The organism is Bradyrhizobium sp. sGM-13, from assembly GCF_018398875.1.
In the GTDB taxonomy this organism is placed as follows: Bacteria; Pseudomonadota; Alphaproteobacteria; order Rhizobiales; family Xanthobacteraceae; genus Bradyrhizobium.
The window spans coordinates 40,683-66,519 of the sequence record NZ_JAGWDK010000007.1 but is presented as its reverse complement, the minus strand read 5'-3'; the positions used below and the strand labels follow the sequence as shown (position 1 = coordinate 66,519).

Here is a 25,837-nt window from a genome sequence, read left to right as displayed (position 1 = left end):
GTCATGCCCGGGCTTGCCCCGGGCAACGTGGATGGCCGGGATAAGCCCGGCCATGACGACGCTGCGAGAGGCGCAATGAAATCACCGTTCCGTCAGCTTCAGTTCGATGCGGCGGTTGCGCTTGTAGGCGTCTTCGTTGGGTGCTGAGTCGAGCGGCTGGAATTCGGCAAAGCCGGCGGCGACCAGCCGCTGCGCGGGAACGCCAAGGAAAACCAGATACTGCACCACGGAGATGGCGCGCGCCGACGACAATTCCCAGTTCGACTTGAACAGCGGCGAGTTGATCGGCCGCATGTCGGTGTGTCCGTCGACCCGCAGCACCCAGCCGATCTCGCTCGGTATCTGCTTGTCCAGATCGATCAGCGCAGTGGCGAGTTTGTCGAGTTCGGAGCGGCCCTCGGGGAGCAGCACCGCCTGGCCGGTATCGAAGAACACTTCCGACTGGAATACGAAGCGGTCGCCGACGATGCGGATATCGGGCCGATTGCCCAGAATGGCGCGCAGGCGGCCAAAGAATTCCGAACGGTAGCGCGACAATTCCTGCACGCGTTGCGCCAGCGCGACGTTCAGGCGCTGGCCGAGATCGGCAATCCGTCCCTGCGATTCCTTGTCACGCTTTTCGGAGGCTTCCAGCGCTTCCTCGAGCGCCGCAAGTTGGCGGCGCAGCGCGCTGATCTGCTGGTTCAGCACCTCGATCTGGGCGAGCGCGCGGGAGCTCACCGCCTTTTCGGATTCGAGCGCCTTGTTGAGCTCGTTGGCGCGGCCCTGGGCGTCGCCGGCACCGGATAACCCGTCGTAAAGCCCCTTGATGCGGTCGCGTTCACCTTCCGCGGCGGCGAGGCCGGCGCGCAATTGCGCGAGCTGGTCGTCGAGCGTGATCTTGCCGAGCTTTTCCAGCGACAGCAGGTCGTTGAGCTGTGCGATCTTGGCGTTGAGTTGTTCGAGCGCCTTGTCCTTGCCGGTAACCTCCTGCGACAGGAAGAATTGCACCACCAAAAACACCGACAGCAGGAACACGATCGACAGCACCAGCGTCGACAGCGCGTCGACGAAGCCCGGCCAATAGTTGAAACCGGATTCACTGCGGCGGGCACGGGCGAGGGCCATTTATTGTCTCCAATCTCGTGTCCCGGACGCGGTGCGGCGTGTAAGCGCCGCTCCGCAGAGCCGGGACCTAGAGTGCTTGCATTGGCCCCGGCTCTGCAGCGCAGCACTTCGTGCTGCGCTGCGTCCGGGGCACGAAGTGTTCGTTCAGCTCTTCTCGGGCTGCCTGGCGATCCGCTCCAGGAGCTTCTTGATCTCGCGGTTTTGTTCGCCCTGGCCGTCGGCCCATTCGCGGATCATCTGCTGCTCGGTGCGCATATGCGCAACCAGGCCCTGGATCGCCTCGGCCAGATTGGCCATCGCCGCCGTGGTGTTGCGGCTGCCGCCGCTCTCTTCCACCACTGCGCGGATACGTTCCATCGCATGCTGCAGTTCGCCGCCGATCCCGGAACTGCCATCGCCATATTCGCGCACGGTGGAGGCGAGCCAGTCTTCAAGGTCGGTATAGAAGCGATTCTGCGCCTGGCTCGACTGCAGGTCGAGAAAGCCCAGGATCAGGGAGCCCGCGAGGCCGAACAGCGAGGACGAGAACGAAATGCCCATGCCGCCGAGCGGCGCGGCCAACCCCTCTTTGAGCGTGTCGAACAGCGAGCCGGCATCGCCGCCGACTTTCAGGCCGTCGATCACCTTGCCGACGGAACCGACGGTTTCGATGAGGCCCCAGAAGGTGCCGAGCAGGCCGAGGAAGACCAATAAGCCCGTCATGTAGCGGGAGATATCACGGGCTTCGTCTAGCCGCGTCGCAATCGAGTCCAGCAGGTGCCGCATGGTCTGCTGCGATATCGTCATCCGCCCGGTACGCTCGCCGCCGAGGATTGCCGCCATCGGCGCCAGCAGGGTCGGGCGCCGGTCGATCGCGAGTCCCGGATCGGCGATGCGGAAACTGTTGACCCAGGCCACCTCCGGATAGAGCCGAACCACCTGCCGGAACGACAGGATGATGCCGATCAGGAGCACCCCGCCGATCAGCGCGTTAAGGCCAGGATTGGCAAAGAACGCCACGATGATCTGCTTGTAGAGCACGACCGTGACCAGCGCGCACAGCACCAGGAACACGAGCATCCGCACCAGGAAAATCCGTGGTGAGGACAGTTTGCTCAGTTCGATCTCTATTTCGGAGCGGGAGGAGGGGCCTGAAGGCATTTGCGGGGTGTCATCCGGTTACGAAAAGCCGCGCTGGCGCCAATATGGCACAGCGGGCTGGAGAAAAAAGCTGGCAAGCCGCGATTTCGGGCCGACGGTGGTGGAACATCTTCCCGAAACCCGGCTTTGACATCAGCGTATTTTGGAACGGTTCGCTGTCCAACCGGGATTTTTCAGGAGCCCCGCCCAACGCTCGGCAGTGGCGCTATCGCGACTGCCGGTTGCGCACCACCCCATTTCTTCCCGCGGCCGTCGCCGGCATCATCCGACCCGGAGGATCGCGTTAGCCCATAGCGGGCACCGGTCTTTTGAAGAGGATCGTGCCAAAAAAGGGAGGGAGTGGTCACGAGCTTCGTCTCCGCGATCATGGGCACCGCCGAGCGGGTGCCGCTGCCCGACGTCATTATCCGGGCCGCAATCCACCAGCTCCGCTCACGCACCGCCACGAAGCTCGCCACCGGAAATGCAGAAAGCGATGCCAGGCTCGCCGACGAAATCGAGCGCGTGCTTCGCAAGGTCCATGGCGGCGAGACCGCGCTGTGGATGCGGCGCTGGCGCTGGTTCCTGCTCCCACCGCAGGGCCTGTTCGCTTACGCCGGTGGCAGCGAGTGGGGCACCAGCCATTACCGGCTCAAGGCGCCTTAGCCCGAAATTAACCGATTCGTGCCGGATGCCTCCCGCGCGGTCATCTGCTGCAATCATATGCAGCGAAACGGCAGGTTCCGGGCGCTCGGTTTCCGACCCAGCCGCAATGGAACCGACTCACAATCAAGTGAGTCCGGAAAAATCGGCGGTAATTCAGTGTGATAGCGTTGTGTGACATTGGGCCGCCGCGAAATCGTATTGCATCGCAGCAGCCTGTCCCTATCCTATCTTCCATCAACCGTGAGTTCCCAAGACTGCTTACGACAACGACGCTTACGGCAACGTCGCGAATGATCAACTCGCGCCTTCCAACCTGAACTGGGGCAATGCTTTCAATGTCCGGACTACGAACGCAATCGGCATGCATCATTGTGATGTTGACTGCGATGGCGCCGCTTTTGGCTGGCTGCAATGAACCGATCGCAGCGACCGCAGCGGCAAAGCCGCCCGAGCCTGAAGTAGGCACTTTCACCGTCAGATCTCAGCCCCGCGCCATCGTTCGTGAATTGCCCGGCCGAATCGCACCCACCCGGGTCTCGGAAGTCCGGGCGCGGGTTTCGGGCATCGTCATCGAGCGCCTGTTCCAGCAGGGCACCGAGGTGAAGGCCGGCGATCCGCTCTACCGGATCGACCCCAAACCGTTCGAGGTGGAACTGCAGGCGAGTGAAGCCGCGCTGGACAAGGCGGAGGCTGCGCTCGATCTCGCCACCCAGCACGCCCGGCGCATTGCGACGCTGACCAGCCAGCGCGCGGCGCCCGAGGCCGAGAACGAAAAGGCCATCGCGGCCCAACGCCAGGCTGAGGCTGAAGTTGACAGCCGCAAGGCCGATGTCGCCCGCGCGAAACTCAATCTCGACTACGCGACAATCCGTGCACCGATCAGCGGCGTCGTCGGCGCGGCGCTGGTGAGCGAAGGCGCGCTGGTGGTGCAGAACGATGCCACCAGCCTCGCCACGATCCAGCAACTTGATCCAATCTACGCCGACTTCACCCAATCGATCGCGGAGATGAACAAGCTGCGCCGTGCGCTCGAAAGCGGCGACCTCGACCGGATCGCGCCCGACGTGGCCAAGGTCCGCCTCGTGCTCGACGATGGTCCGGCCTATTCGATTCCCGGCAAGCTTCTGTTCTCTGATGCCAAGGTCGACGCCTATACCGGGCAGGTCACGCTGCGCGGACAGTTTCCGAATCCGAATCGCGAACTACTGCCCGGCATGTATGTCCGCGTCCTGATCGAACAGGGCATCGATTCCGATGCCATGGCCGTGCCGCAGCAGGCGATCCAGCGCGATGCCGGCGGCGCCAGCGAGGTCTTCGTGGTCAAGGACGACGGCCGCGTCGCGACGCAGCCGGTCCGCACCGGCCCGATGCAGGACGGCCTGTGGCTGATCAGCGATGGCCTCAAGGAGGGCGACCGCGTCATCGTCGACGGGTTCCAGAAGTTTGTTGCCGGCGACAAGGTCAAGGCGAAGGCGTGGATCGATGCGGATGCCTCGGTTGGTTCGATATCGCCAGCACCGGCAGCGCAAGCGTCCCGCTGAGACCGGGAGATGCCCAGCTTCTTCATTGACCGGCCGATCTTCGCCTGGGTGGTCGCGCTTTTCATCTGCCTAATCGGCGCGATCTCGATCCCGTTGCTGGCGGTCGCGCAATATCCGATCATCGCACCGCCCTCGATCTCGATCTCGACCAGCTATCCCGGCGCGTCGCCGGAGAACCTCTACAACAGCGTCACGCGGCTGATCGAGGAGGAACTCAACGGCGCCTCCGGCATCCTCAATTTCGAATCTACCTCTGACTCGCTGGGACAGGTCGAAATCATCGCCAACTTCGTGCCCGGCACGGAGACGGGTGCGGCGTCGGTCGAAGTGCAGAACCGACTCAAGCGCGTCGAGGCGCGGCTTCCGCGCGCGGTGATCCAGCAGGGCATCCTGGTCGAGGAGGCCTCCTCTGCCGTGCTGCAGATCATTACGCTGAATTCGGCCGACGGCTCGCTCGACGAAATCGGCCTCGGCGATTTCATGATCCGCAACGTGCTCGGCGAGATCAGGCGCATTCCCGGCGTTGGCCGCGCCACGCTCTATTCCACCGAACGTTCGCTGCGGATCTGGGTCGATCCGGCCAAGCTGGTCGGCTACGGCCTCACCGCCGACGACGTCAACAAGGCGATCTCGGCACAGAACGCCCAGGTCGCCTCGGGCAGCGTCGGCGCCGAGCCGAGCACGCCGGAGCAGAGGATTTCCGCGCTGGTTCTGGTCAAGGGTCAGCTCTCATCGCCGGATGAATTCGGCGCCATCACGCTGCGCGCCAATCCGGATGGATCGACGGTGCGGCTGCGCGACGTCGCCCGTATCGAGATTGGCGGCTTGAGCTACCAGTTCAACACGCGGCTCAACGGCAAGCCGACGGCGGGCCTTTCGGTGCTGCTGTCGCCGACCGGCAACGCGCTTGCCACCGCCAGCGCCGTTGAAGCCAAGATGAAGGAACTATCAAAGTTCTTTCCGGCCAATATCGGCTACGAAATCCCCTACAACATCACGCCCGTCGTCAAGGCCTCGATCAACAAGGTGTTGATGACGCTGGTGGAAGCGGTGGTGCTGGTCTTCATCGTGATGTTCCTGTTCCTGCAGAACATCCGCTACACCATCATTCCGACCATCGTGGTGCCGGTGGCGCTGCTCGGCACCTGTGCGATGCTGATGGCGGCCGGCTATTCCATCAACATGCTGACCATGTTCGGCATGGTGCTGGCGGTCGGTATCCTCGTCGACGACGCCATCGTCGTGGTCGAGAATGTCGAGCGGATCATGGCGGAAGAGGGCCTGCCGCCGAAGGAGGCGACCCGCAAGGCGATGTCGCAGATCACCAGCGCCATCATCGGCATCACGCTGGTGCTGATGGCCGTGTTCGTGCCGATGGCGTTCTTTCCGGGATCGGTCGGCATCATCTATCGCCAGTTCTCGGTCACGATGATCTCGGCCATCGCCTTCTCCGCGCTGCTGGCGCTTTCGCTGACGCCGGCGCTGTGCGCGACGCTGTTGAAGCCGGTCGAGGCCGGCCACGGCCATGCGCGCAAGGGCGTGTTCGGCTGGTTCAACCGCGTGCTTGAGACGAGCCGTGGCGGCTATTCGCGCACCGTGCAGGGCTCGCTGAAGCGCACCGGGCGTTTGATGCTGATCTACGCCGCGCTGCTCATCGGCCTCGGCTGGGCCTTCGTCCGGCTGCCCGGCGGCTTCCTGCCGGTCGACGACCAGGGCTTCATCACGACAGACGTGCAGACGCCGTCCGACTCCTCCTATGCCCGCACCGAAGCGGCGGTCGAGGCCGTGGAGAAGTATCTGCTCAATCGCGCCGGCGTCGAGGACGTCACGTTCCTCACTGGCTTCAGCTTCCTCGGCCAGGGCATGAACACCGCGCAGGCCTTCATCACGTTGAAGGACTGGTCGGAACGGGGCAAAAAGGATTCCGCCGCGGCGATCGTGGCCGACATCAACCGCGAGCTCTCGTCGATCCGCGACGCCAGGATCTCGGCGCTGCAGCCGCCGCCGATCGACAATCTCGGCAATTCCTCCGGCTTCTCGTTCCGCCTGCAGGACCGCGGCCAGAAGGGCTATCCGGCGCTGGTTGCCGCATCCGACCGGCTGATCGCAGAAGCCAACGCCAGCCCCATCCTGCAGAAGGTCTATGTCGAGGGCCTGCCGCCGGCGCCGCAGGTCAATCTGATGATCGACCGCGAAAAAGCCGGCGCGTTCGGCGTCACCTTCGAGGACATCAACCAGACGATCTCGACCAATCTCGGCTCGAACTATATCAACGACTTTCCGAACCGCGGCAGGATGCAGCGCGTGATCGTGCAGGCCGACCGCGCCAGCCGAATGAACGCCGACGACATCCTCAATTACAACGTCAAAAACAGCCGCGGTCAGTTGGTGCCGTTCTCCGCCTTCGCCACGGTCCAGTGGTCGAAGGGGCCGACCCAGATCGCAGGCTTCAACTACTATCCCGCCGTGCGCATCTCAGGCGAAGCCAAGCCCGGCTTCACCTCCGGCGATGCCATCGCCGAGATGGAGCGGCTGGCCAACAAGCTGCCGCGCGGCTTCGGTTTCGAATGGACCGGCCAGTCGCTGCAGGAAAAGCTGTCGGGATCGCAGGCGCCGTTCCTGCTCGGCCTCTCGGTGCTGGTGGTGTTCCTGCTGCTTGCTGCGCTCTATGAGAGCTGGACCATTCCGCTTGCGGTCTTGCTGACGGTGCCGCTCGGCATCTGCGGCGCGGTGATTGCTGCGACCATGCGGGGGCTACCGAACGACGTCTACTTCACCGTCGGCCTGATCACCATCATTGGCCTGGCGGCGAAAGACGCCATCCTCATCATCGAATTCGCCAAGGATCTGCGTGCGCAGGGCAAGCCGCTGATTGAAGCGACGGTCGAAGCCTGCTCGCTGCGCTTCCGCCCGATTTTGATGACCGGCTTAGCCTTCGTCTGCGGCGTGCTGCCGATGGCGATAGCGACGGGAGCTGGCGGCGCCAGCCAGCAGGCGCTCGGCACCAGCGTGATGGGCGGCATGATCGCGGTGGTGATTCTGGCGCTGTTGATGGTGCCCGTGTTCTTCGTCTCAGTGCAGCGCGTGCTGGCGGGGGACCGGGAGCCGAAGGTAGAGGACGAGGCGGCGGTGGCGGAGCCGCACACTCCAGCCGTCGTCACCCGCGAAGGCGGGTGAACCAGTATTCCAGAGACGCTGGTACTGAATCGAGAGGCCGCGGCGTACTGGATACCCCGCATGCGCGGGGTATGACGCTCGCGTGGGTCGTCCGCATTGCCCAGTAGCCGTCGAGAAGTCTTGGCGCAGGCGGCGGCCGATGCATCCAGTCCGTGAACCCATAAATTTGCCGGGCTGACGCCGCGCCAGAGTCCGCTATGCCCCGATAGCCGGCGTGCTGCTGCATAGCAGCGAAACGACGCTATGGGCCAGGTCCGGACGCGAGCAGCGCGCCCGTCACGATGGAGTCGATACCGGATTCTTGCGCCGCCAAAAGTGGCTTCGTTAGCTCGGTCAGATGTTATCTGCTGATCAAGTAACCACCGACGAGCATGAGGCAAATTCCCAAGCCCTTTTGTAGCATCTTCGTGCGATCTAGCGATTCCTTGGCCACGCGAGGGAAAAACAGGGTCAACACGATGCCGAATGCAAAGACGAAAAGTGGCTGGAACGAATTCACGAGAAGAACCAATGCGACGGGCGCCAGGAGGGTCGCGTAAAGCGTGACGGCTTCGCTGACACTGAACAATGTTTTGCTCAGTGCGATGAGGCCAACAGCGGCGACTTTCGATTGCTGGAATAGGTCGAGAAAATCTCTGCGGTAACTTGGAACGATGACCAGGAAAGCCAAGCCGGTCATCGTTTGGCCGACGAATCCCCAGGAAAGCGAGACCCAAAAACCCTTGTCCACGGCGATCAGCTTGAAAATGACGCCATTGACCGCACTCAAGAAGGAAGCCCCGAGCATCAGTGCCACAACGTTTCGCCTGAACCGCATTCCCCGCCGACCAGACTCAAACGACAATGCAAGTGCACCAACAATAATAACGAACGAACCCAATCCTTGAGCAAGCGTGATCGTTTCACCGAGGATGAAGTAGCCGAGGAAGTAAGCAAAGATGGGCACCGTCTGATAAAAAGGTGTGACGAAAGATGCCTCATCGATATCGAGTGCGTAGAGATAGCAAACACCAGCGAAGACGCTCGACACTCCGGTCGCGATAAGCGCAGTTCGTTGAACAAAGCTGACGTCGTACACGTCCGGCTGCATGAACAACAAGATCGGGATCACCACGCCGCTGAACAGCGAAGAGAGTATGACAATCGATCCGATACTCTTCTGCTCAAGGTATCTCGACAGCAAAAACTTGTCGTTGTGATTGGCGCAAGCAAGTAGGAATGGCGCACACAGGGCGATGAAAAACCAGCTCATAATCGACACTCCGCCAGAAATTGCCTTCAGTTCTGCCGTGGCGGAGACTGTGGCTGATCCCGATTGACGGCCTGCTCGTGCGTTCTACTGCGTCAGAACCGAACCCCAAGAGTTCTGCGACGTTGATCCTATTCTTCTCCGGAGCCTCAAGCCTAGCATTTGCCGCCCTGCTGGGCGATGCGGCGTGGCATTCAGCGTCTGCGAAAACTCGGGCTGGGTAGCGACTCTGCAAACCGATCGCATTGACGCGCCAGGTTCCGAACGAGAGGCAAATGCGGCGCGCGTCCCACCTCCATCCGGGGAACCTAAGCGAAGCAATTAAATTGTTTTGTCGTCTAGAGTCGGTACCTGCCATGCCGATGATACAGAAGCGGAATTCGATTAGTCCTGTCGATCTCGCAGGCCGCCCCCTGCGGGGACAGACACCCGACGCTGAACGACGAGCGCCTTGGTTAAGGTTTCGCGGTGTCAGGACCACGCCCTCATGCAACACCACCGATATCAGGTCCTTCTTTGATCGATGTGCATCAACAGGATCTCCCGAGCAGCACGGTGATCCGCAACGACTGCTCGAATACCGACTCGCGCTTGTGCGAAGCCTGGCTCGAATCCGGCCCTCTGATGTGGTGCTGGACCTCGGTTGCGGCAACGGCCATCACCTGTTCGCCCTTGCCCCTGAAATAGCTCGTGGCATCGGGATTGATGTCTCGTCGGGCATGATCGCATTGGCGCGCGCTCGTCTTCGGAACTCAGCTTGGAAAGCCAACCTTACGTTTGACGTGGGCAACGCAGAGGAGCTGAACGGAATCTCAGACCAGTCGATCGACTTGGCGATTTGTATCGGTGCCTTCGAGCATATGCTAGACAAGCGAGCAGTGTTGGCCAGCATCTATAGAGTGCTGAAGTTTGGTGGCCGTTTTTTCTGCCTGACACCGAATGCCGATTACGTTTGGTATCGGGCGATAGCGCCTGTGTTGGGGTTTGACACCAAACATCTTTCCAGTGACAGAATACTGACTCGCGAAGAATTTTCCGTGCTGCTGGATCAAGCTGGGTTTCGCCGCCGTCGCTCTGTTCCCTGGACGTTCATTCCCAAAGGAGACGTGCCCGCCCTCGTTGCGCTGCTGCTCACCATGCTTGATGTCATCGGGAGACACGCGCGATTGGCTTCTTTTCGCGGCGGCCTCGCACTATGCGCCTGGAAGGAGGCGAAACCTACCTAGCGGCGCGGCGAAAGGAATGGCGCCATGAAGAGGCATATTGTTCGGCTTGCGGCTCGCGCAAATCCGGCTAACTTTACGCAACCATCGCTGGATCCGCACCGTGCGCACGTTTCCATGCAATGAACTGCACGTTGCGTTCGCCGTGCCGGGTGATCTCGCTACACCGACCGGAGGTTATCGCTATGATCGACGCATCATCCAGGAGCTTCGGCGACTCGGTTGGCGCGTCGATGTTGCCAACATCGGCGACAGCTTTCCATTCCCGAGCATCGCGCAGCGCGCGACCGCGCTCGCCACACTGCGCGCGGTGCCGGCCGGCTGTCCGATAATCCTCGACGGGCTTGCGTTCGGGGTCCTGCCAGAAGCCGGCGCGCTCCGATCCCGCACACCACTCGTCGCGCTGGTGCACCAACCGCTTGCTCTGCACGCCGGTCTAGACAGAAAGCAGGCAGACGTGTTCCGCGAGAGCGAGCGCGCTGCGCTCGCCGCTGCCGCGCAGGTCGTGGTCACGAGTGAGGCAACCGCCCGGATTGTAATCGCTGATTACGACGTCCCGGCCCGGCGCGTCAGCGTGGTCCGACCGGGTAATGATCCAGTTCCGTCAGCGCCCGGCAGCAAGGATGGGGTCGTTCGGCTTCTCTCGATTGGCTCGGTGGTGCCGGACAAAGGATACGATCTGCTGATCGCTGCTCTGGTCGCGCTTGCCGACAAGCCCTGGCGGCTGACGATCGCGGGTGACCGGACCCGCAACCCGACCGCCGCCGCGCAGCTTGACGCCGACATCGAAGCCTACGGCCTCGGCGACAGGGTCGCGGTGCTGGGCGCCGTGCCGCCTGAGCGCATCATCGAACTCTATTTGGCATCCGACATATTTGTTCTCGCGTCGCGTTTCGAAGGGTATGGGATGGCACTCGCCGAAGCGATCGGGCACGGCCTTCCGGTCGTATCTACCAGAGCGGGCGCAATCCCCGATACAGTGCCGGCGGAGGCAGGTCTGCTGGTGCCTCCGGAGGATACGATCGCATTGGCGCAGGCGCTGCGCCGTCTGATCGACGATCCGCCTGAACGGCGGCGACTTGCCGCGAATGCTCGCGCGGCAGCGGCTCAACTCCCCACTTGGCAAGATTCCGCCCGACTGTTTGCCAGCGCAATCGAGACGATCGGTTCATGAGTGGAGGCTGGCTTCTCATTCGCCGGTGGGCGGTGCAGACTATCGCGTATGACACGTCAGGCCGCCGGGAATTCCAGTTCGAGATTTAAGAAAATGGCTGTCAGTGCGAATGCCGATATTGCTTCGGCCCTATGGTATCGCGGACCCGGGCAGGTCGAGATTCGCCGGGAAGAGATGGCTCCGCCTGGCGCGGGCGAAGTACGCGTGAAAACCATCTATAGCGCAATCAGTCGGGGTACTGAATCACTCGTGTTTGGCGGGCGCGTACCCGTCAGCGAATTCGAAAGGATGCGCGCGCCGTTCATGGCGGGTGATTTTCCCTTTCCCGTCAAGTACGGCTACGCCGCCGTCGGACGGGTCGAGAGCGGCGAAGGCGCTTTGCAGGGCAAGAACGTCTTCGCGCTCTTCCCGCACCAGACCGCTTTCAACATCCCTGCGAGCGCGGCGGTCGCGCTTCCGCAGGACGTGCCACCATACCGTGCGGTGCTGGCGGCCAACATGGAAACCGCGCTCAACGGCGTGTGGGACGCTGCACCGGCACCAGCCGACCGCATCGCTGTCATAGGGGCCGGCGTAGTCGGTTCTCTCGTCGCGTATCTGTGCGGGCGGATTCCTGGTACGGACGTCACGCTTGTCGATATCAATCCAGGTCGGGCGAAATTAGCAGGAACACTCGGGGTTAGTTTCGCTGAACCCGGGAAAGCAAGGGGTGACTGCGACCTCATCGTTCACGCCAGCGGTTCGCCTGATGGACTACGGACGGCGCTCGAACTGGGCGGAGACGAGGCTACTGTGCTCGAGATGAGTTGGTATGGTGATGCGGCAGTGACCGCGATGCTTGGCGGCTCCTTCCATAGCCGCCGGCTTCGGCTGATATCGAGCCAGGTCGGGCGCGTTGCCCCATCGCACCGTCCACGCTGGACGTGCGTCCGCCGTCTTGCGTCGGCCGTCGCACTGCTCAACGACCAACGGCTCGACGCATTGCTTGCACCGGCGGTTGCGTTTGGCGATTTGCCGCATCAACTTCCGGGAATTCTCGACGCCAAGACGGGGATACTCTGCCAACCCGTCGTTTATTCGTAAGGAGTTGCCTTGTTCACCGTCGAAGTTCGCGATCACATCATGATCGCTCATTCGTTTCGGGGCGCGGTTTTCGGGCCTGCGCAGACGTTGCACGGGGCGACGTTCGTGGTCGATGCAGCCTTCATCGCGGACACCCTCGATAACAATGGAATTGTCATCGACATCGGCCGCGCACACCATGCGCTTAAGGCGGTGCTGGCGCCACTTAACTACCGCAATCTCGACGACATACCCGAGTTCAAGGGCAGCAACACCACTACGGAATTTCTGTCCAAGTATATTTTCGACGGGCTGGCGAAGCCGGCCCGAGCTGGCGAACTCGGCCGTCCCGGCCGGGAGCTCAAGGCGCTGCGCATCACGCTCTCGGAGTCACACGTCGCCCGCGCGCAGTACGAGGCGCACTTGTGGTGATTACGTCGTCTTCGCCGTGCCCCGACCGCTCCGTGTGCGAAATCGAACCGCTATCACGCCCGAAATCGACCGCTGGCTGGTCAGGAAATGCCGCAATCAGCAAAACCGTTTCAGCGGTGCGCGTAGTTCACGTCGACTTCTTTGGCACACCGAGTGCCACGCGTTGAGCCGAGAGGTCGCAATCAAACAGAACATCATCCTCGATCATGTGCACGCGCACGGGCATACGGTGGGCCTGATCGGCCCGCTCGAGCGGCGGCAACTGGATGCCAGGACCTCCGGCGCCCAACATGATAGGCGAGACGGTTATGTGCAGGCGATCGAGACATCGGGCCGCGATAAAGCGCGAAACAGTGTCAGCGCCGCCCTCGATCAGCATGCGGCGCATCCCTGCCCGCGTCAGCGAGGCTACGATGGTGGACGGAGCTATATTTCCATGTTCGGCCGGCAAGGTCACAACTTCAACCCCGGGAGGCGGCGTACAACGTGTGCCCTCTGCCGTGATTAGCAGTCGGCGAACACCATCATCGGCGAACAATCTCGCATTGGCCCCGAGGCGGCCTCTTGGATCAATCACGGCACGCGCCGGCTGAGGGCCAGCTACTTGTCTGACCGTCAATTGCGGGTCGTCAGCGACGGCAGTGCGAACGCCAACGACGACAATGTCGACGAGCGCACGCAGCCGGTGAAGGTGCTCAATGCCAGCCGGACAATTGATATACTTTGAATGGCCAGTAGCCGTCGCGATGCGTCCATCGAGCGATTGGCCGACCTGCCCTACGATCACGAGATCGTCCACTTCCCCGTTTCGCAACGGACCAAACAGATCCGCCCACGCTCGAGGAAGGGGCTGTTGCCCTCTACGAAAACGCTGGACAAAGCTCTCCCATGCATCAGGAGACGCGAATTCACGGGTGCGTAATTTGCCAAACTGCACGGCAGAGATCAAAATTCGGAACCTGTGAACGATCAATGCTACTATCGACCTCTCGGCCGCAAAAATCCATCTGATTCCTAGCGGAATGATTCAGGACTTTCGGTGTTCTACGAACGCGCCCGGTAACGAAAGTCACCTGCGAATGAGCGCCGCGCATTCGTCTGCAAATTCAGCCCTGCTTGGCAACAAGGAATGCCTCAATGTCAGCCGCGCGTTAAGCGAGCTGCAGGCGCGAAGACCGATTCGTATTCGCGCATCTGGCGAATCCTTGCTCGTTTTGCCAGTCGACGGGCTTGACCAACAACGCCTGGGTGATTTTGCGGTCCTATGCAGTCCGAACGCGCCGAAACTCGTCGTCACGGAACAGCGAGCGCGCTCGATCGGCATCAGGGCATCGACAGCAATGGCGTTATCGCTTTCCCGAGTAGTCGGCGTGAGTACTATCTTCGACCTCGCTGCCAACGCTGAAAACGAGGAGCCTTTTGCAGGAGAGGCGGAAGCTGCAAGTCGTGCTGCCACGGCGGCAATCCGGCTCGCTAAATTGAGCCGCAGCCTGCCGGCGGTTCTCGCGGCGGACGTGCTGCCGAACGGCGACGACGATTTGATGGACTTGATCGTTGCGGTCGAAGCGGACGCGGTCAATCGGTTTGCCGCGGACGCGACCAATACACTTGCGCTCGCGAGCGAAGCAACGATTCCATTGGCGTCGGGCAGAGCGGCGCGCTTTGTCGTGTTTCGGGATGCTCTCGGCGTGGATCAAGTCGCCATCATAGTCGGCAAGCCAGATTTTACCCAACCGGTGCCGGTTCGACTTCATTCGGCATGCCTGACCGGAGACGTGTTCGGCTCACGGCGATGCGACTGTGGTGACCAGCTTCGGCTGGCCCTCGCTCACCTGGAAAGCCTCGGCGGCGGCGTCATTCTATATATGGCGCAAGAAGGCCGCGGTATCGGCCTTGCGAACAAGATGAGAGCCTATCGACGGCAGGACGGCGGGCTCGATACGCGTGATGCCAACACGACGCTCGGCTTCGAAGACGATGAGCGCGACTACGGGGTTGCTGCGCTGATGCTGCGAACCCTGAACTGCACGCGGATCGTCCTGCTCACCACCCGCCAAGCTCGACGGGCTCACTGAAGCCGGAATCGAGATCGCTGCCCGCGTCGCGCTTGAAGTGCCGGTCACCCCCCACAACAAGCGGTACCTAACGACGAAGGCGGTACGCTCCGGTCACCATCTCAGGGGCGATCTCCAGCCGGACTGCCGGATTGAGCGCGGGGATTGACCGGCCGACGAGGTAATCGAGAGAGCGGCTGTCTGCATGTCGCGTATGGGTCCAATCGCTACGCGGGCGACCCAGCGGCAAGTCCGGCCATGTCGGCTAGGCCTCCGTAAGCGGAAGTAAATTCAGAGCATCAATTTAGTGTCATGTTGCTGGGCTCCCCAGCCCTTCCACCAGCGTGCTCAAGGCCGCATCCAAGGGGGCCGATCCCACCTTCTCGGACACCAAGAGCCCATCGATCGCAAGCATAGTCATGCCGTGGACCAGCCCCCAGCCGGCTGCCGCCTGACCTTCTATCGGCCGCTTGCGAATGCTCCCCGCGGCCTGGCCGCGCCGGAGGACTTCGAGGAGAACATCGAATACCGCCAGCGCCCGCTCGTTGAGATGTATTCCCACCGCTTTCCCGTCCTCCGCGCTATACATCAGGCGGTAGAGAGCCGGGTTGTCCATTCCAAACGCGACGTAGGCGCGGGCTATCGTAGTAATTTCGTCGCGCAGAGATTTGGGCGCTTTGGGCTTCGCGGCCGAGAGGGACTCGCGCAGCCGGTCGAACCCAATCATGGCGAGTTCTGCAAGCAGCGCGGCTTTGTCCGGAAAGTGCTTGTAGGGGGCCGCGTGGCTCACGCCAGCCCGGCGGGCGACCTCCCGCAGCGTGAACTGCCAGCCCTTCTCCTCCCGAAGCATATCCAACGCCGTCTCGATAACCGCGCGACGGAGATCACCGTGGTGATAGGGGCGGTTGGGTGCGTCCGGCATGGTACCTCAAAGTTTCTTCTGGATACATTGTTGACAGTGGCTACTTCAGCGCCTATGTCAAGGGCGTAAGTTTCTTCTGTCTACATCGGAGTGGAACATGAGCGCCATCGCAAAAATTACCGACGCAGATCGGCTAGCCGGCCTCCTCGCCAGCCAGCGTGCTGCCTTCCTGCGTGAGGGAGCGCCTTCGCTGGCGCAGCGACGCGCTGATCTGACCAAGTTCAGGGCCACGATAATCGGGCACCGCCAAGCGATCGAAGATGCCATCAATGCCGATTTCGGGCATCGCTCGAAGTATGAGACGGCGATCATGGAGGTTGGAGGGGTCGCCGAGGGCACAAAGTATCTGATCCGCAACCTTCGCAAATTCATGGCGCCAACCCGCCGACACGTTGCGCTACACATGCAGGCTGGCAAGGCCCGCATCGAATATCAGCCGCTTGGTGTCGTCGGCGTCATGTCGCCTTGGAACTATCCGGTGAACCTCGCGCTGATGCCGGTTGCCACGGCCATCGCCGCCGGAAACCGAGTTATGCTGAAGCCCTCGGAATTCACGCCCGTCACCAATGCGCTACTCGCGAAGATGCTGGGCGAGATCTTCCCCGAGGACCAGTTCGCGATCGTGACCGGCGATGCGGCCGTGGGGGCGGCTTTCTCGGCCTTGCCGTTCGACCACCTGGTCTTCACCGGGAGCACTGCAGTAGGGCGGTCGGTGATGAAGGCCGCCAGCGACAGTCTCGTTCCGGTTACCCTCGAACTCGGGGGCAAGTCACCGAGCATCGTTGCCAAGGACCACGCCCTCGACCAAGCGGCGGCGTCAATTGCCTACGGAAAGCTGCTCAGCGCCGGCCAGACCTGCATCGCCCCGGACTACGCACTCGTCCACGAAAGCGAAATTGACTCGTTCATCGGGGCGTATGACCGGAAGGTGGCGTCCTTCTATGCGGACGGTCCGACGAGTGAACACTACACCTCAATCATAAACGAGCGGCACCATGCCCGGCTTCAGAGCCTGATCGACGATGCCCGCTCCAAAGGAGCGCGGATCATCGAGGTCGGCAACCGGCCCGGTGAGGCGTCTCTGCGCCCCAACACGCTGGCGCCGACTGTCGTCCTCGGCGTCACAGACGAGATGCGCATCGCTCATGAGGAGATCTTCGGCCCGATCCTGCCGATCTTTCCCTACCGCGACATCGGCGATGCGATTGCCTACGTGAACGCCCGGCCTCGGCCGCTCGCGCTCTACTATTTCGGTGCCGATGATGAAGACCGACGCAGGGTGCTGAGCCGAACAACCTCAGGCAACGTCACTATCAACGGGACGATCATGCACATCGCCCAGGATGACTTGCCCTTCGGCGGCGTCGGGGCCAGCGGCATGGGCGCTTACCATGGCGTCGAGGGCTTCCGTACCCTCAGCCATGCCAAGGGGATCTATGAGCAGGGGCGCTGGAACCTCTCCAATCTTCTGCGCGCGCCCTTCAGACAGCCGATTGATACCATCCTCAACATGATGCTCCGGTGACCAGCATGCCGTCATCAAATCAAGCTCAGGAACATCAGCACATGACCACCGACACATCGTTGCCGCTCCGCGGCTCCTGCGAATGCGGCGCTTGCTCCTTCGAGGTACATACGTCGCCGAAAGCCAGGTTCCGGTGCCACTGTCTGATCTGCCAGGCGTTCAACGACAAACCGTTCGCGGATGTGGTCGCCGTTCGCGCCAAGGATGTCGTGCTAAAAAACGCCGGCAATATCTCATTCAGGAAATACCGTCCGCCGCCGAACTTCAATCGCGGGGTTTGCCTGACTTGCGGCAAGCCTGTTGTGGAGGTTGCGGGCGTCGGGCCGTTCAAGGTGATGTTCATCCCGGCCAGCAATTTCGAGCCCGAGACCCGGCTGCCGCCGGTTCGGATGGATGCATTCTATCACCGCCGTGTGCGGGACATGCCCGATAGCTTGCCCAAATACAGCGGCTACTTCGCGATCGAGTGGGCGGTCGGGAAAATGATCATGAGCGGCTTGTGAAATGGCGAGTCGATCTATTTGGCGAAGCGTAAACCGAAGATATCGATAGCGAACAGACTCGTCTTTCGGGCGGCCCCCGACGACTTCGCAGAGATACGATGTACGGTCGTATTGGTTTGGACGCTCGCCGTAGAGGCGGGTTCCAAAGAACACTAGATTTGCAGGACGCACGATCGCACGGCCGGCCAATTGATACCGCCGCTTGTATTCAAGAATCACTCCGGGCTTGCGGCCAGCATCGCCCACCAACTTCTGCCCAGAGGGACCTACCGCCGTCGCACCAGACGCACTGAGCATGGTTGGGGTCTTCAATCCCTTTTATGCAACCGGTTGCAAAAGGCGAAATTCCGAGCTATGCTGTTTTGCAACTAATTGCATAAATGGTGAGCTCTCCCGAATTGTTGCGGCCGCTCGAGCTCGACTTCACCACGCTCCGCAACCGACTTCTGATGGGCTCCATGCACGTCGGACTATCAACCAACTAAGCAACGAAATTGGCGCGACGGAGGATTGCATCATGTTCAACGAGGGGCTTCTCACAGGCCGCAATATCCTGGTGACTGGCGGTGGCACCGGGCTCGGCAAGGCCATGGCAGCGAAGTTTCTCAGCCTCGGCGCAGAGATTCACATTTGCGGACGCCGCAAAGGCGTGTGCGAGGAGACCGCCGCCGAGTTGATGAGACTTCATGGCGGCAAGGTCACCGCCCACGGCGTGGACATCCGCGACGCTGCGGCGGTCGACGCCATGGTCGAGTCCGCCTTCAAGGACAGTCCCCTCACCGATCTCATCAACAACGCCGCGGGCAATTTCATTTCCCGCACGCAGGATCTCACGCCGCGCGGGTTCGACGCCATCGCCAATATCGTGATGCACGGCACGTTCTACGTGACCCACGCTGTCGGCAAACGCTGGATCGCCAGCGGACATCGCGGCAACGTTGTCTCCATTACCGTGACATGGGTACGTAATGGCAGCCCGTACGTGGTGCCGTCCACCATGAGCAAATCCGCGATTCACGCCATGACCATGTCGCTGGCCACGGAATGGGGTCGCTACGGCATCCGCCTCAACACCATCGCGCCGGGAGAAATTCCGACCGAAGGCATGAGCAAGCGTATCAAGCCCGGCGACGAGGCCGGTGCGAGGACCATCGCTGCGAATCCGATGGGCCGCCTTGGAGAAATGAGCGAGTTGCAAAATCTCGCGACGTTTCTGATCTCCGGCGGCTGCGACTGGATCAACGGCGAGACCATCGTGATGGATGGCGCCCAGGCGCTGGCGATGGGCGGCAACTTCTACGAAGTGCGCGACTGGAAGGATTCAGATTGGGCCGCAGTGCGCGACGCCATCATGGCTCAAAACGAAAAGGACAAGGCGAAGCGTGGTTAGCAGTCGAACTGGACGCTAAGCGCGCCATGAATCAGGGAGCACGGCTTGTCGCGTCCCTCTGAGTACGCAATCCGGAATTCCAAAGGCGAGGAAGTCACAATGACTGGACTGCCCGATCTTCATCCGGCCGCCGCAGCATCTCTGGAGAAGTGGCACGCTATGATCGCAAGGAAAGATCTTGTCGATCTTCCCTCGATCACTCATCCGGAAGTGGTCCTCCGCTTCCCGATCGCATTCAATCCCTACCACAGCGTCGAAGCGTTGGTTCTCATCATGAGCAACGCGGTTCAGATTTTTGAGGACTTCAACTACCATCGTCAGGCCGCGACTGCCGACGGCCGGAATGTCGTTCTCGAATTCAGCGCCAAGGTTGGCGGCAAGATGGCCAAGGGAATCGATTTCATTCGCTTTGACGACGACGGCAAGATCGTCGAGTTCGACGTGATGATGCGGCCGCTCAATGCCGCGCAGGCGCTTGCCGCGGAAATGGCGAAACGCGTTTCCGGCGCGCTCCCTTCGTTCAAGTGAGGTGAAATGAGATGCGTGTTCATTTGGTCCATGCGCACCCAGAGCCGAACTCCTTTGTGAGCGCGATGCGCGATGTCGTCATCGACGAACTGAAGGCCGCGGGTGCGATTGTCACCATTTGTGATCTCTATCACAACGGTTTCAACCCTGTTCTCTCCGGGAACGATTTCACTTCAAGAAGCCGACCCGATTACTTGGTATACACGCTCGAACAACGGCACGGCTACACTACTTCGACGCTGGCTTCCGATGTTGCCCGCGAGGTAGAGAATGTACTGACGGCGGACCTCATCGTCTTCACTTTCCCAATATTCTGGTTCAGCGTTCCGGCAATTCTCAAAGGCTGGATCGACCGTGTCTTGCTGTGCGGCCCGATGCATAGCGGCAACCGGGGGTTCTACGATCTGGGTGGTCTCAGGGGTAAGAGAACATTTACTGCAATGGCTCTCGGCGGGCGCCGAAATATGTTCGGACCAGACGCCCTCCACGGAGAGCTCGAGACTGGGATGATGCGCCACTTCTTTCAGGGGACGTTGGGCTATGTCGGACTAACCGTACACAAGCCATTTGTCGCCTATCATGTTCCATATGTTACGGACCACGAGAGGCAGACACTGCTGCAGGACCTGCGGGTCTATCTGCGTGAACTCGACCGCCAACCCACCCTTAAGTTTCCCGAGCTTAGAGATTTCGACGATGTGCTTAGGCCAATGCGCGACCGTGCTCGTTAGCGGATAGTCCGGCCAATTGAGGCTGCTGACCGTGGGCGCTGACGTCATTGTCGTGCAGGGTAGTAAGGGGCTGGATCATCAGCTCAGGATGCTTTCAGGATCGAAATTGCCTCCTTGCAAAAGGCGATACGCTGGGTCTCGAAGTCGATTCCGGCCTTGAGCACGAGCCAACGAAGCTTTTCATCCCGCGTCATTCTCTTTTGCGAGAAATCCCTGGCCTCGATTTCCCGGTAGACCTTGAGCTTTTCCCGGTGTTGCCCGGCAAGTCTCTCCAGCTTTTCGATGAGGCGTGTAGGACCGATGACGGCTTCCGCCCGAAGCCGAACCATCAGCTCATCGCGAATCGGAGACGGGGCCTGCGTCTCCGTAAGCCAACGTCGCAGTTCCTTGAGTCCGGCGGGCAGCACAAGATAAGTCTTCTTGCCGCCTCGCGCGCCGTCGACGAGAGAGCCTTGAACGAAGCCGGCATCTTCGAGACGGGCAAGCTCCCGGTAGATCTGCTGATGAGTTGCCTGCCAAAAATAGCCGATGGAACGGTCGAAGCGCTCGGCCAGTTCGGAGCCGGAACAGGGTCGTTCGATCAATGCGGTCAACAGCGCGTGGGGCAAGGACATCGACGATAGAGTCTCAACATGGCGGTAGAGCTTGTCGCATCAGCTATGGACGAACTCAATGGCGAAGTGGTCGAACTTCTCGGCCTAGATTGGCTTCGAAATCGCGGTGGTGATTCTGGCGCTGTTGATGGTGCCGGTGTTCTTCGTCTCAGTGCAGCGCGTGCTGGCGGGGGACCGTGAGAAAGTGGAGGAGGTGGCGGGAGCCGAGGTGGTCGGCCCGCCGGCGCCAGTGAAGTGACAGACGTTGTCATGCTCCGTGACCTCGCGACGCCAGGGCTTCGCCGGGACTTGCGGTCTCGGGCCGTCGAGAAGCCTTGGCGCAGGCGGCGGCCGATGCATCCAGTCCATGACCCCATAAATTTGCCGGGCTGACGCCGCGCCAGAGTCCGCTATGCCCCGATAGCCGACGTGCGGCTGCATAGCAGCGAAACGACGCTATGTGCCATAGGACTAAACCGCTGCCGAAGCGTCGGCAAGCTCGTCCCTCACCCGGCGCGCCGATCTTGACGCGCCTTCAAAGGATACCTGCTGATCGCAATCCGACCAGGCAATCCAACCGACGCCAGCGATTAAGAATTCGTTAACCTTACGGGAGCAAAACTTTTCCCGCCGGGGCTGGGCGCATCATGAGAGGAGAATCCCATGCAAAATCTGGAAGAGGCCATTCGCGAACGTGCCTACCACCTCTGGATCGCCGATGGCCAACCCGAGGGCCAGGCGGACATGTATTGGCTCAATGCTCAACGCGAAATTCTCACGACATCAGTTGAAGGCTCAGGCAGCAACGCTGCCGCTGCAGCGCCCACCGACACGAGATTGGTTGCGACGAAATCCGCTAAAAAGGCAAAGGTCGCCCGATCGAGAAAAGGCGAAACCCGCGCCGCATAGTTGCATGCGAGCATCGTCACGCGGACCGCAACGACGACTCCGTCATCAGCGGAGGGGGCAGCCCCGCTCCCCCGTTGTTCGTCAAAACGTATCGAGGCCGATTTTCAGGAATGGCGAGGAGTACGGCTTCGCCTATTCGACGATGCAATCGGCTTCGATCTCGACGAGCCACGTGGGATCGATGAGGCCCGAAACCTGGACAAACGTGCAAGCAGGTCACGAAAGACCTCGCCATGCGCGCGAGCTGCATCGCGATTGTTCCCCCGCCTCTCACGCCACCCCTCTCCGCCGCCGCTCGCCCGCTGCGCTTCTGGGTGAGGCGAGCGACGGCGGCTCCGAGGGGATGGCTCGGCCGGACCCCATGATCGATTTTGCCGAACTTGACGCACAGAACTCTTGGCGCAGGCGGGGCCGATGCATCCAGTCCATGCACTCACAAATTTGCCGGGCTGACGCCACGCCAGAGTCCGCTATGCCCCGATAGCCGACGTGCTACTGCCTAGCAGCGAAACGACGCCATGTGCCACAAGCGGACTCAGGCACTGCAGCAAGACGCTCTTGTTTTCGGCTTCGCTTTAGAGACGATGGCCGCAGGCAGCGTGCAATGATCGGTACTTCAAGCACTGCCAAGCGAAGGATGAGCGGGAGGACTGTTGCCAATCTGCTCACCAATCTGGCGCTCGATCCGTTTGGAAAGATCCCAAAAGAGTTCTGCGCCGTGCGCGCGAAGCCAGTGGGAATTAGGACGGCGGCGGAGCAGGCGACGGCCGGGATCAATCTCCTCGGACCGCTGTCAGTTGGCGAAAGGCGTCTGCGGCGCGATCTTGTTCTGCGCGATGATGGCTTCGGCCCGCGCGAGATTTTCCAGCAGGCGCTGGCTGGTCAAGACAAGGAAGTAATAGCCGAACTGCGGGTTTTGGAAGTAGATCTCGAGCAGCTTTTCATAGCTGATAGTCAGGACGCGGCCATCCTCGATACATTCGATCGTCGCGGTCCGGCGGTTGTCGAGCGTGAGGAAACCAAGCTCGCCCATCAAACGCCCCGGCGGAAGTTCGACGTTGATTTCGATGACCCGGAATTTGCCGGTAACGGTCAGCAGCATTTCGTTGGCTGCGTCACCCTTCTTCATCAAGATATCGCCCTTGCGATGCTTGCGGTCGGTCATGAACGGCTTGAGCCACTCCATCGACATGTCGCCCTGTGTTGCGGTGCGCGCCTTCTTCACCAGCGCGAGCATTTGACGGAGACGGTAGGCATTGATGGGAATCATCAGGAGATAAAGAAGAAAGATCGTGACGGCTCCGGTGAGCGCACCGAAGATGGCGAAGAATGCGCAACCGATCATGTTCGCGACCCGCAGCGGCACCATCGTGTGCGTCAGCAATGTAGCGACAAAGAAGATCGCGCCGACCAGGGCGAACATATTGGCAAGCGTGATGTTGTGCAGAAAGATTTCCAGCAGGCGGTTGAAGATGGCGTCCGAGGTCACGTTGTTCGGATCGAGACCCATTTGGACCAGAATCTTCGCGAACCTGAGGTTGTCGGTTGCTGCATCGAGAATGCGGTCCAGCATGATGGACATATCCTTTGGAGCCGGTGAGGCCAGCTTACCGGAAGTGACTTTATCGTAGCGCAGCAAACTTGGCCGCCCGACTTCCGAGATGGGTCAAAAGCCGGCGTTGAAGGTCGCACTGAGCTACGTCCGGTCTACCCCCACGAGCCGACGGCCAATGATCTTCGGCTAAGGGCCATGTGTGGACGGCTCAATCATTTCGCTCGTTTCCAAATTACGTCGACTACATCTCCCGCCGGAGGACGAACGGTCAGCGTCAGTAGGTCTCCCGCAATCGCGACAAAGCGCTTCTGTTCGGTACCATTCCAGTTTGGAAAGGAACTGCCTTCGACGTGGATTGCGATGCTGCTATCTGCCTCGTTTGCTGAATACGTTCCGAAGTAGGTTATCGTGCCGTCGGCAGTTTCCTTGTTCTCCTCAGGTGTGCCCTGCCACAGGGTATTGCTCGCGTATTTGGCCCGATCTGAGCGCATCACCGTAATGATGTATCGCCCACCCGCATCAAAAAACGCGATGCCCTTCGGAGCGGCCCCATAACGCTCGATCTTGGTGCCGTCGCCTTTCTTTTGCTCCCACGAGAGCAGCGTCCATGTACCAACCAGTTGATCTCTCAGCGTTTGCTTCTGACCAAGCGCGTCGACTGTCATCATGAACGATCCAGAAGCTGCAATAGCGCATTCGGCGAAAATTGCTCGCAAAGTCATTCGTTTGTCCCAAGCGACGGACTGATACATCGGTGGAGCACCCCGGATGTTACCACGCACCGGCGATACGGGTAAGAGAGGGCCGGCATGTCCTTACCGGGTCAAATCGCTACACGGGCGACCCGGCGGCAAGTCCGGCCATGTCGGCTATGCCTCCGAAAGCGGAAGTAGATTCAGAGCATTAGCGGCTTCGCTAGGGGCCGGTGCGGATTGATGGCGCTACCTTGGATGTCATTCAAGCTTCGAAACCGGAGCCTCGAATCATGCGCTACGAATTCAGCGAACATGAGTGGACCGCCATTAAGCCGATGTTGCCGAACAAGCCGCGCGGCGTTCGGCGAGTAGATGACCACCGCGTGCTCGATGGCATCGTTTGAGTCCTGCGTTCAGGTGCGCCATGGCGCGACCTGCCGGCGACCTATGGTCCCCGCACGACTTGTTACAATCGCTACCTTCGGTGGATGATGGTCTTGTCTCGCTGATTTGCCCGACGTGTCAAATGTCGACTTCGGCACTCGACGAGTGCCGGCTACTATGCATGGGGTTGTTTTCAATATTTTGGCTGGGAGCGCCGAGGCTCCTCGGTGTGCTTCCACCGCTTCCGGAAGGCTGTATCACCCGATCGCGGATGAGGCGACGGCGCGTGGCTTGGAGCCGTCGCCCTATTTTCCCAGCGGCCCCAATATCTTCACCAGCTCCCCGTGCACGAACTCGTTGCCGCAGACCACGTGCCCGGTCTTCAGCGCATCGTCATTGCCGCCAATATCAGAGATCGTGCCGCCTGCCTCCCGCACCATGATCTGCCCCGCTGCGATATCCCACGGCGCCAGGTTGCGCTCCCAGTAACCGTCGAGACGGCCGGCGGCGACGAAGGCGAGGTCGAGCGAGGCGGCGCCGAAGCGGCGGAAGCCGGCGACCTTGTTCTGCAGCGCGGCCATCTCGCGGTTTGCCAGCGCATGGTCGCCGCGGCCGATATGCGGCAGGCCGCAAGCGACCACGCATTCGTTGAGCTGGCGGCGGCCGGCGACGCGCAGCCGCTGGTCGTTGAGGAACGCGCCCTTGCCGCGCTCCGCGATGTACAGCTCGTCATTGGCGGGATTGTAGATCACGCCGGCGATGACGGTGTCTTCGCGCCGCAAGCCGATCGAGATCGCGAATTGCGGAATGCCGTGCAGGAAGTTGGTGGTGCCGTCGAGCGGATCGACGATCCAGGTGTGGGTCTTGTCGGCGCCCTCGCGCGTGCCGCCTTCCTCGCCGATGAAGCCGTAGCCGGGACGTGCCTTGGCGAGATCCTCGTACAGCATTTCCTCGGCGCGCTTGTCGGCCTTGGTAACGAAGTTCGCCGGCCCCTTCAGCGACACCTGCAGATGCTCAATTTCGCCGAGGTCGCGCTTGAGGCTGCGGCCGGCGCGGCGCGCGGCTTTCACCATGACGTTGATAAGAGCAGAGTAGAGCATGATGAACAGGTTTCGTTGGCGCGATGATTGTGAGTGGCGGACTGGGTCTTGTTCCGTCATCCCCGCACAACGGCTACGCCGATGTTGCTGGGAGCGCGGGACGCGTCTTAAAGGGACGGCCACCGGCGGGATCGTTCATCCTTCGAGGCTCGCATAGCGAGCACCCTCGGGATGACGGGAAAGGCATGGGTGCCCTCT

General features: G+C 61.1%; 23 protein-coding genes and 2 pseudogenes. 16 read left to right on the top strand and 9 right to left on the bottom strand.

Features of this window, described 5'->3' with window-relative positions:
• Window positions 1-81: 81 nt before the first annotated feature.
• Both KJQ96_RS12540 and KJQ96_RS12535 read right to left on the bottom strand, forming a co-directional pair.
• Window positions 82-1,107 (bottom strand): peptidoglycan -binding protein, encoded by a 1,026-nt coding sequence (locus KJQ96_RS12540; protein ID WP_213286910.1) that lies wholly within the window; start codon window positions 1,105-1,107, stop codon window positions 82-84.
• Between the two features lie 144 nt (window positions 1,108-1,251).
• On the bottom strand, window positions 1,252-2,247 hold the full coding sequence (locus tag KJQ96_RS12535; RefSeq protein WP_213286909.1) for a flagellar motor protein MotA: 996 nt from the start codon (window positions 2,245-2,247) through the stop codon (window positions 1,252-1,254).
• A gap of 489 nt (window positions 2,248-2,736) precedes the next feature.
• Between KJQ96_RS12535 and KJQ96_RS12530 the strand changes: the two are divergent.
• From KJQ96_RS12530 to KJQ96_RS12520, 3 genes and pseudogenes are all read left to right on the top strand, one after another.
• Window positions 2,737-2,892, top strand: a pseudogene (locus KJQ96_RS12530) (class I SAM-dependent methyltransferase); the annotation flags it as partial.
• A gap of 335 nt (window positions 2,893-3,227) precedes the next feature.
• Complete coding sequence (locus KJQ96_RS12525) at window positions 3,228-4,433, top strand: efflux RND transporter periplasmic adaptor subunit (protein ID WP_213286908.1); 1,206 nt, start codon at window positions 3,228-3,230, stop codon at window positions 4,431-4,433.
• Window positions 4,434-4,442: 9 nt separating this feature from the next.
• Window positions 4,443-7,610, top strand: coding sequence for a multidrug efflux RND transporter permease subunit (locus KJQ96_RS12520; RefSeq protein ID WP_213286907.1), 3,168 nt, complete (start codon window positions 4,443-4,445; stop codon window positions 7,608-7,610).
• Between the two features lie 340 nt (window positions 7,611-7,950).
• On the opposite strand, the gene KJQ96_RS12515 is transcribed toward KJQ96_RS12520, so the two are convergent.
• Window positions 7,951-8,862, bottom strand: a complete 912-nt coding sequence (locus KJQ96_RS12515; protein ID WP_213286906.1) for an EamA family transporter — start codon at window positions 8,860-8,862, stop codon at window positions 7,951-7,953.
• 272 nt (window positions 8,863-9,134) lie between these two features.
• Here KJQ96_RS12515 and KJQ96_RS12510 point away from each other — a divergent pair, with 272 nt between their 5' ends.
• The 4 genes from KJQ96_RS12510 (at window position 9,135) to KJQ96_RS12495 (ending at window position 12,750) form a co-directional block, all read left to right on the top strand.
• The gene (locus KJQ96_RS12510) at window positions 9,135-10,085 is read left to right on the top strand and encodes a methyltransferase domain-containing protein (protein ID WP_309142405.1); all 951 of its coding nucleotides are present in this window, start codon (window positions 9,135-9,137) and stop codon (window positions 10,083-10,085) included.
• A 100-nt stretch (window positions 10,086-10,185) separates the two neighbouring features.
• Window positions 10,186-11,256, top strand: coding sequence for a glycosyltransferase family 4 protein (locus KJQ96_RS12505; RefSeq protein WP_213286905.1), 1,071 nt, complete (start codon window positions 10,186-10,188; stop codon window positions 11,254-11,256).
• 48 nt (window positions 11,257-11,304) lie between these two features.
• Entirely contained in the window at window positions 11,305-12,339 is a 1,035-nt protein-coding gene (locus KJQ96_RS12500) for a zinc-binding alcohol dehydrogenase (protein ID WP_249734010.1), read from the top strand.
• Between the two features lie 9 nt (window positions 12,340-12,348).
• The gene (locus KJQ96_RS12495) at window positions 12,349-12,750 is read left to right on the top strand and encodes a 6-carboxytetrahydropterin synthase (protein ID WP_213286904.1); all 402 of its coding nucleotides are present in this window, start codon (window positions 12,349-12,351) and stop codon (window positions 12,748-12,750) included.
• 127 nt (window positions 12,751-12,877) lie between these two features.
• Here KJQ96_RS12495 and KJQ96_RS12490 read toward each other — a convergent pair whose 3' ends face one another.
• Window positions 12,878-13,723 (bottom strand): RibD family protein, encoded by an 846-nt coding sequence (locus tag KJQ96_RS12490; protein WP_249734008.1) that lies wholly within the window; start codon window positions 13,721-13,723, stop codon window positions 12,878-12,880.
• 106 nt (window positions 13,724-13,829) lie between these two features.
• On the opposite strand from KJQ96_RS12490, the gene ribA reads away from it, so the two are divergent.
• Window positions 13,830-14,825: a GTP cyclohydrolase II RibA gene (ribA, locus tag KJQ96_RS12485; RefSeq protein ID WP_213286903.1), complete on the top strand. Its 996-nt coding sequence runs from the start codon at window positions 13,830-13,832 to the stop codon at window positions 14,823-14,825.
• A 289-nt stretch (window positions 14,826-15,114) separates the two neighbouring features.
• Here ribA and KJQ96_RS12480 read toward each other — a convergent pair whose 3' ends face one another.
• Complete coding sequence (locus tag KJQ96_RS12480) at window positions 15,115-15,726, bottom strand: TetR/AcrR family transcriptional regulator (RefSeq protein ID WP_213286902.1); 612 nt, start codon at window positions 15,724-15,726, stop codon at window positions 15,115-15,117.
• 97 nt (window positions 15,727-15,823) lie between these two features.
• On the opposite strand from KJQ96_RS12480, the gene KJQ96_RS12475 reads away from it, so the two are divergent.
• From KJQ96_RS12475 to KJQ96_RS12455, 5 genes are all read left to right on the top strand, one after another.
• Complete coding sequence (locus KJQ96_RS12475) at window positions 15,824-17,251, top strand: coniferyl aldehyde dehydrogenase (protein ID WP_213286901.1); 1,428 nt, start codon at window positions 15,824-15,826, stop codon at window positions 17,249-17,251.
• A 5-nt stretch (window positions 17,252-17,256) separates the two neighbouring features.
• Window positions 17,257-17,754, top strand: a complete 498-nt coding sequence (locus KJQ96_RS12470) for a GFA family protein (protein WP_249734026.1) — start codon at window positions 17,257-17,259, stop codon at window positions 17,752-17,754.
• A gap of 517 nt (window positions 17,755-18,271) precedes the next feature.
• Window positions 18,272-19,144, top strand: a complete 873-nt coding sequence (locus KJQ96_RS12465; protein WP_213287125.1) for an SDR family oxidoreductase — start codon at window positions 18,272-18,274, stop codon at window positions 19,142-19,144.
• Window positions 19,145-19,243: 99 nt separating this feature from the next.
• Window positions 19,244-19,672, top strand: a complete 429-nt coding sequence (locus KJQ96_RS12460) for a nuclear transport factor 2 family protein (RefSeq protein ID WP_213286900.1) — start codon at window positions 19,244-19,246, stop codon at window positions 19,670-19,672.
• A gap of 11 nt (window positions 19,673-19,683) precedes the next feature.
• Window positions 19,684-20,403 (top strand): NAD(P)H-dependent oxidoreductase, encoded by a 720-nt coding sequence (locus tag KJQ96_RS12455; RefSeq protein ID WP_213286899.1) that lies wholly within the window; start codon window positions 19,684-19,686, stop codon window positions 20,401-20,403.
• Between the two features lie 83 nt (window positions 20,404-20,486).
• Here KJQ96_RS12455 and KJQ96_RS12450 read toward each other — a convergent pair whose 3' ends face one another.
• The gene (locus KJQ96_RS12450; RefSeq protein ID WP_249734006.1) at window positions 20,487-20,996 is read right to left on the bottom strand and encodes a PadR family transcriptional regulator; all 510 of its coding nucleotides are present in this window, start codon (window positions 20,994-20,996) and stop codon (window positions 20,487-20,489) included.
• A gap of 127 nt (window positions 20,997-21,123) precedes the next feature.
• Here KJQ96_RS12450 and KJQ96_RS41360 point away from each other — a divergent pair, with 127 nt between their 5' ends.
• Both KJQ96_RS41360 and KJQ96_RS12445 read left to right on the top strand, forming a co-directional pair.
• Window positions 21,124-21,255 carry a hypothetical protein gene (locus tag KJQ96_RS41360; protein ID WP_256441612.1) on the top strand — a complete coding sequence of 44 codons (132 nt, stop codon included), beginning with the start codon at window positions 21,124-21,126 and terminating at the stop codon, window positions 21,253-21,255.
• 404 nt (window positions 21,256-21,659) lie between these two features.
• Window positions 21,660-21,905 (top strand): DUF2934 domain-containing protein, encoded by a 246-nt coding sequence (locus tag KJQ96_RS12445; protein ID WP_213286897.1) that lies wholly within the window; start codon window positions 21,660-21,662, stop codon window positions 21,903-21,905.
• Between the two features lie 793 nt (window positions 21,906-22,698).
• Here KJQ96_RS12445 and KJQ96_RS12440 read toward each other — a convergent pair.
• On the bottom strand, window positions 22,699-23,487 hold the full coding sequence (locus KJQ96_RS12440) for a Crp/Fnr family transcriptional regulator (protein WP_213286896.1): 789 nt from the start codon (window positions 23,485-23,487) through the stop codon (window positions 22,699-22,701).
• Between the two features lie 185 nt (window positions 23,488-23,672).
• Complete coding sequence (locus KJQ96_RS12435) at window positions 23,673-24,212, bottom strand: lipocalin-like domain-containing protein (RefSeq protein WP_213286895.1); 540 nt, start codon at window positions 24,210-24,212, stop codon at window positions 23,673-23,675.
• Window positions 24,213-24,445: 233 nt separating this feature from the next.
• Here KJQ96_RS12435 and KJQ96_RS12430 point away from each other — a divergent pair.
• Window positions 24,446-24,643: pseudogene (locus KJQ96_RS12430) on the top strand (transposase); the annotation flags it as partial.
• Window positions 24,644-24,844: 201 nt separating this feature from the next.
• Here the strand turns inward: KJQ96_RS12430 and KJQ96_RS12425 are convergent.
• Window positions 24,845-25,639, bottom strand: coding sequence for an inositol monophosphatase family protein (locus tag KJQ96_RS12425; protein ID WP_213286894.1), 795 nt, complete (start codon window positions 25,637-25,639; stop codon window positions 24,845-24,847).
• Between the last annotated feature and the right edge of the window lie 198 nt (window positions 25,640-25,837).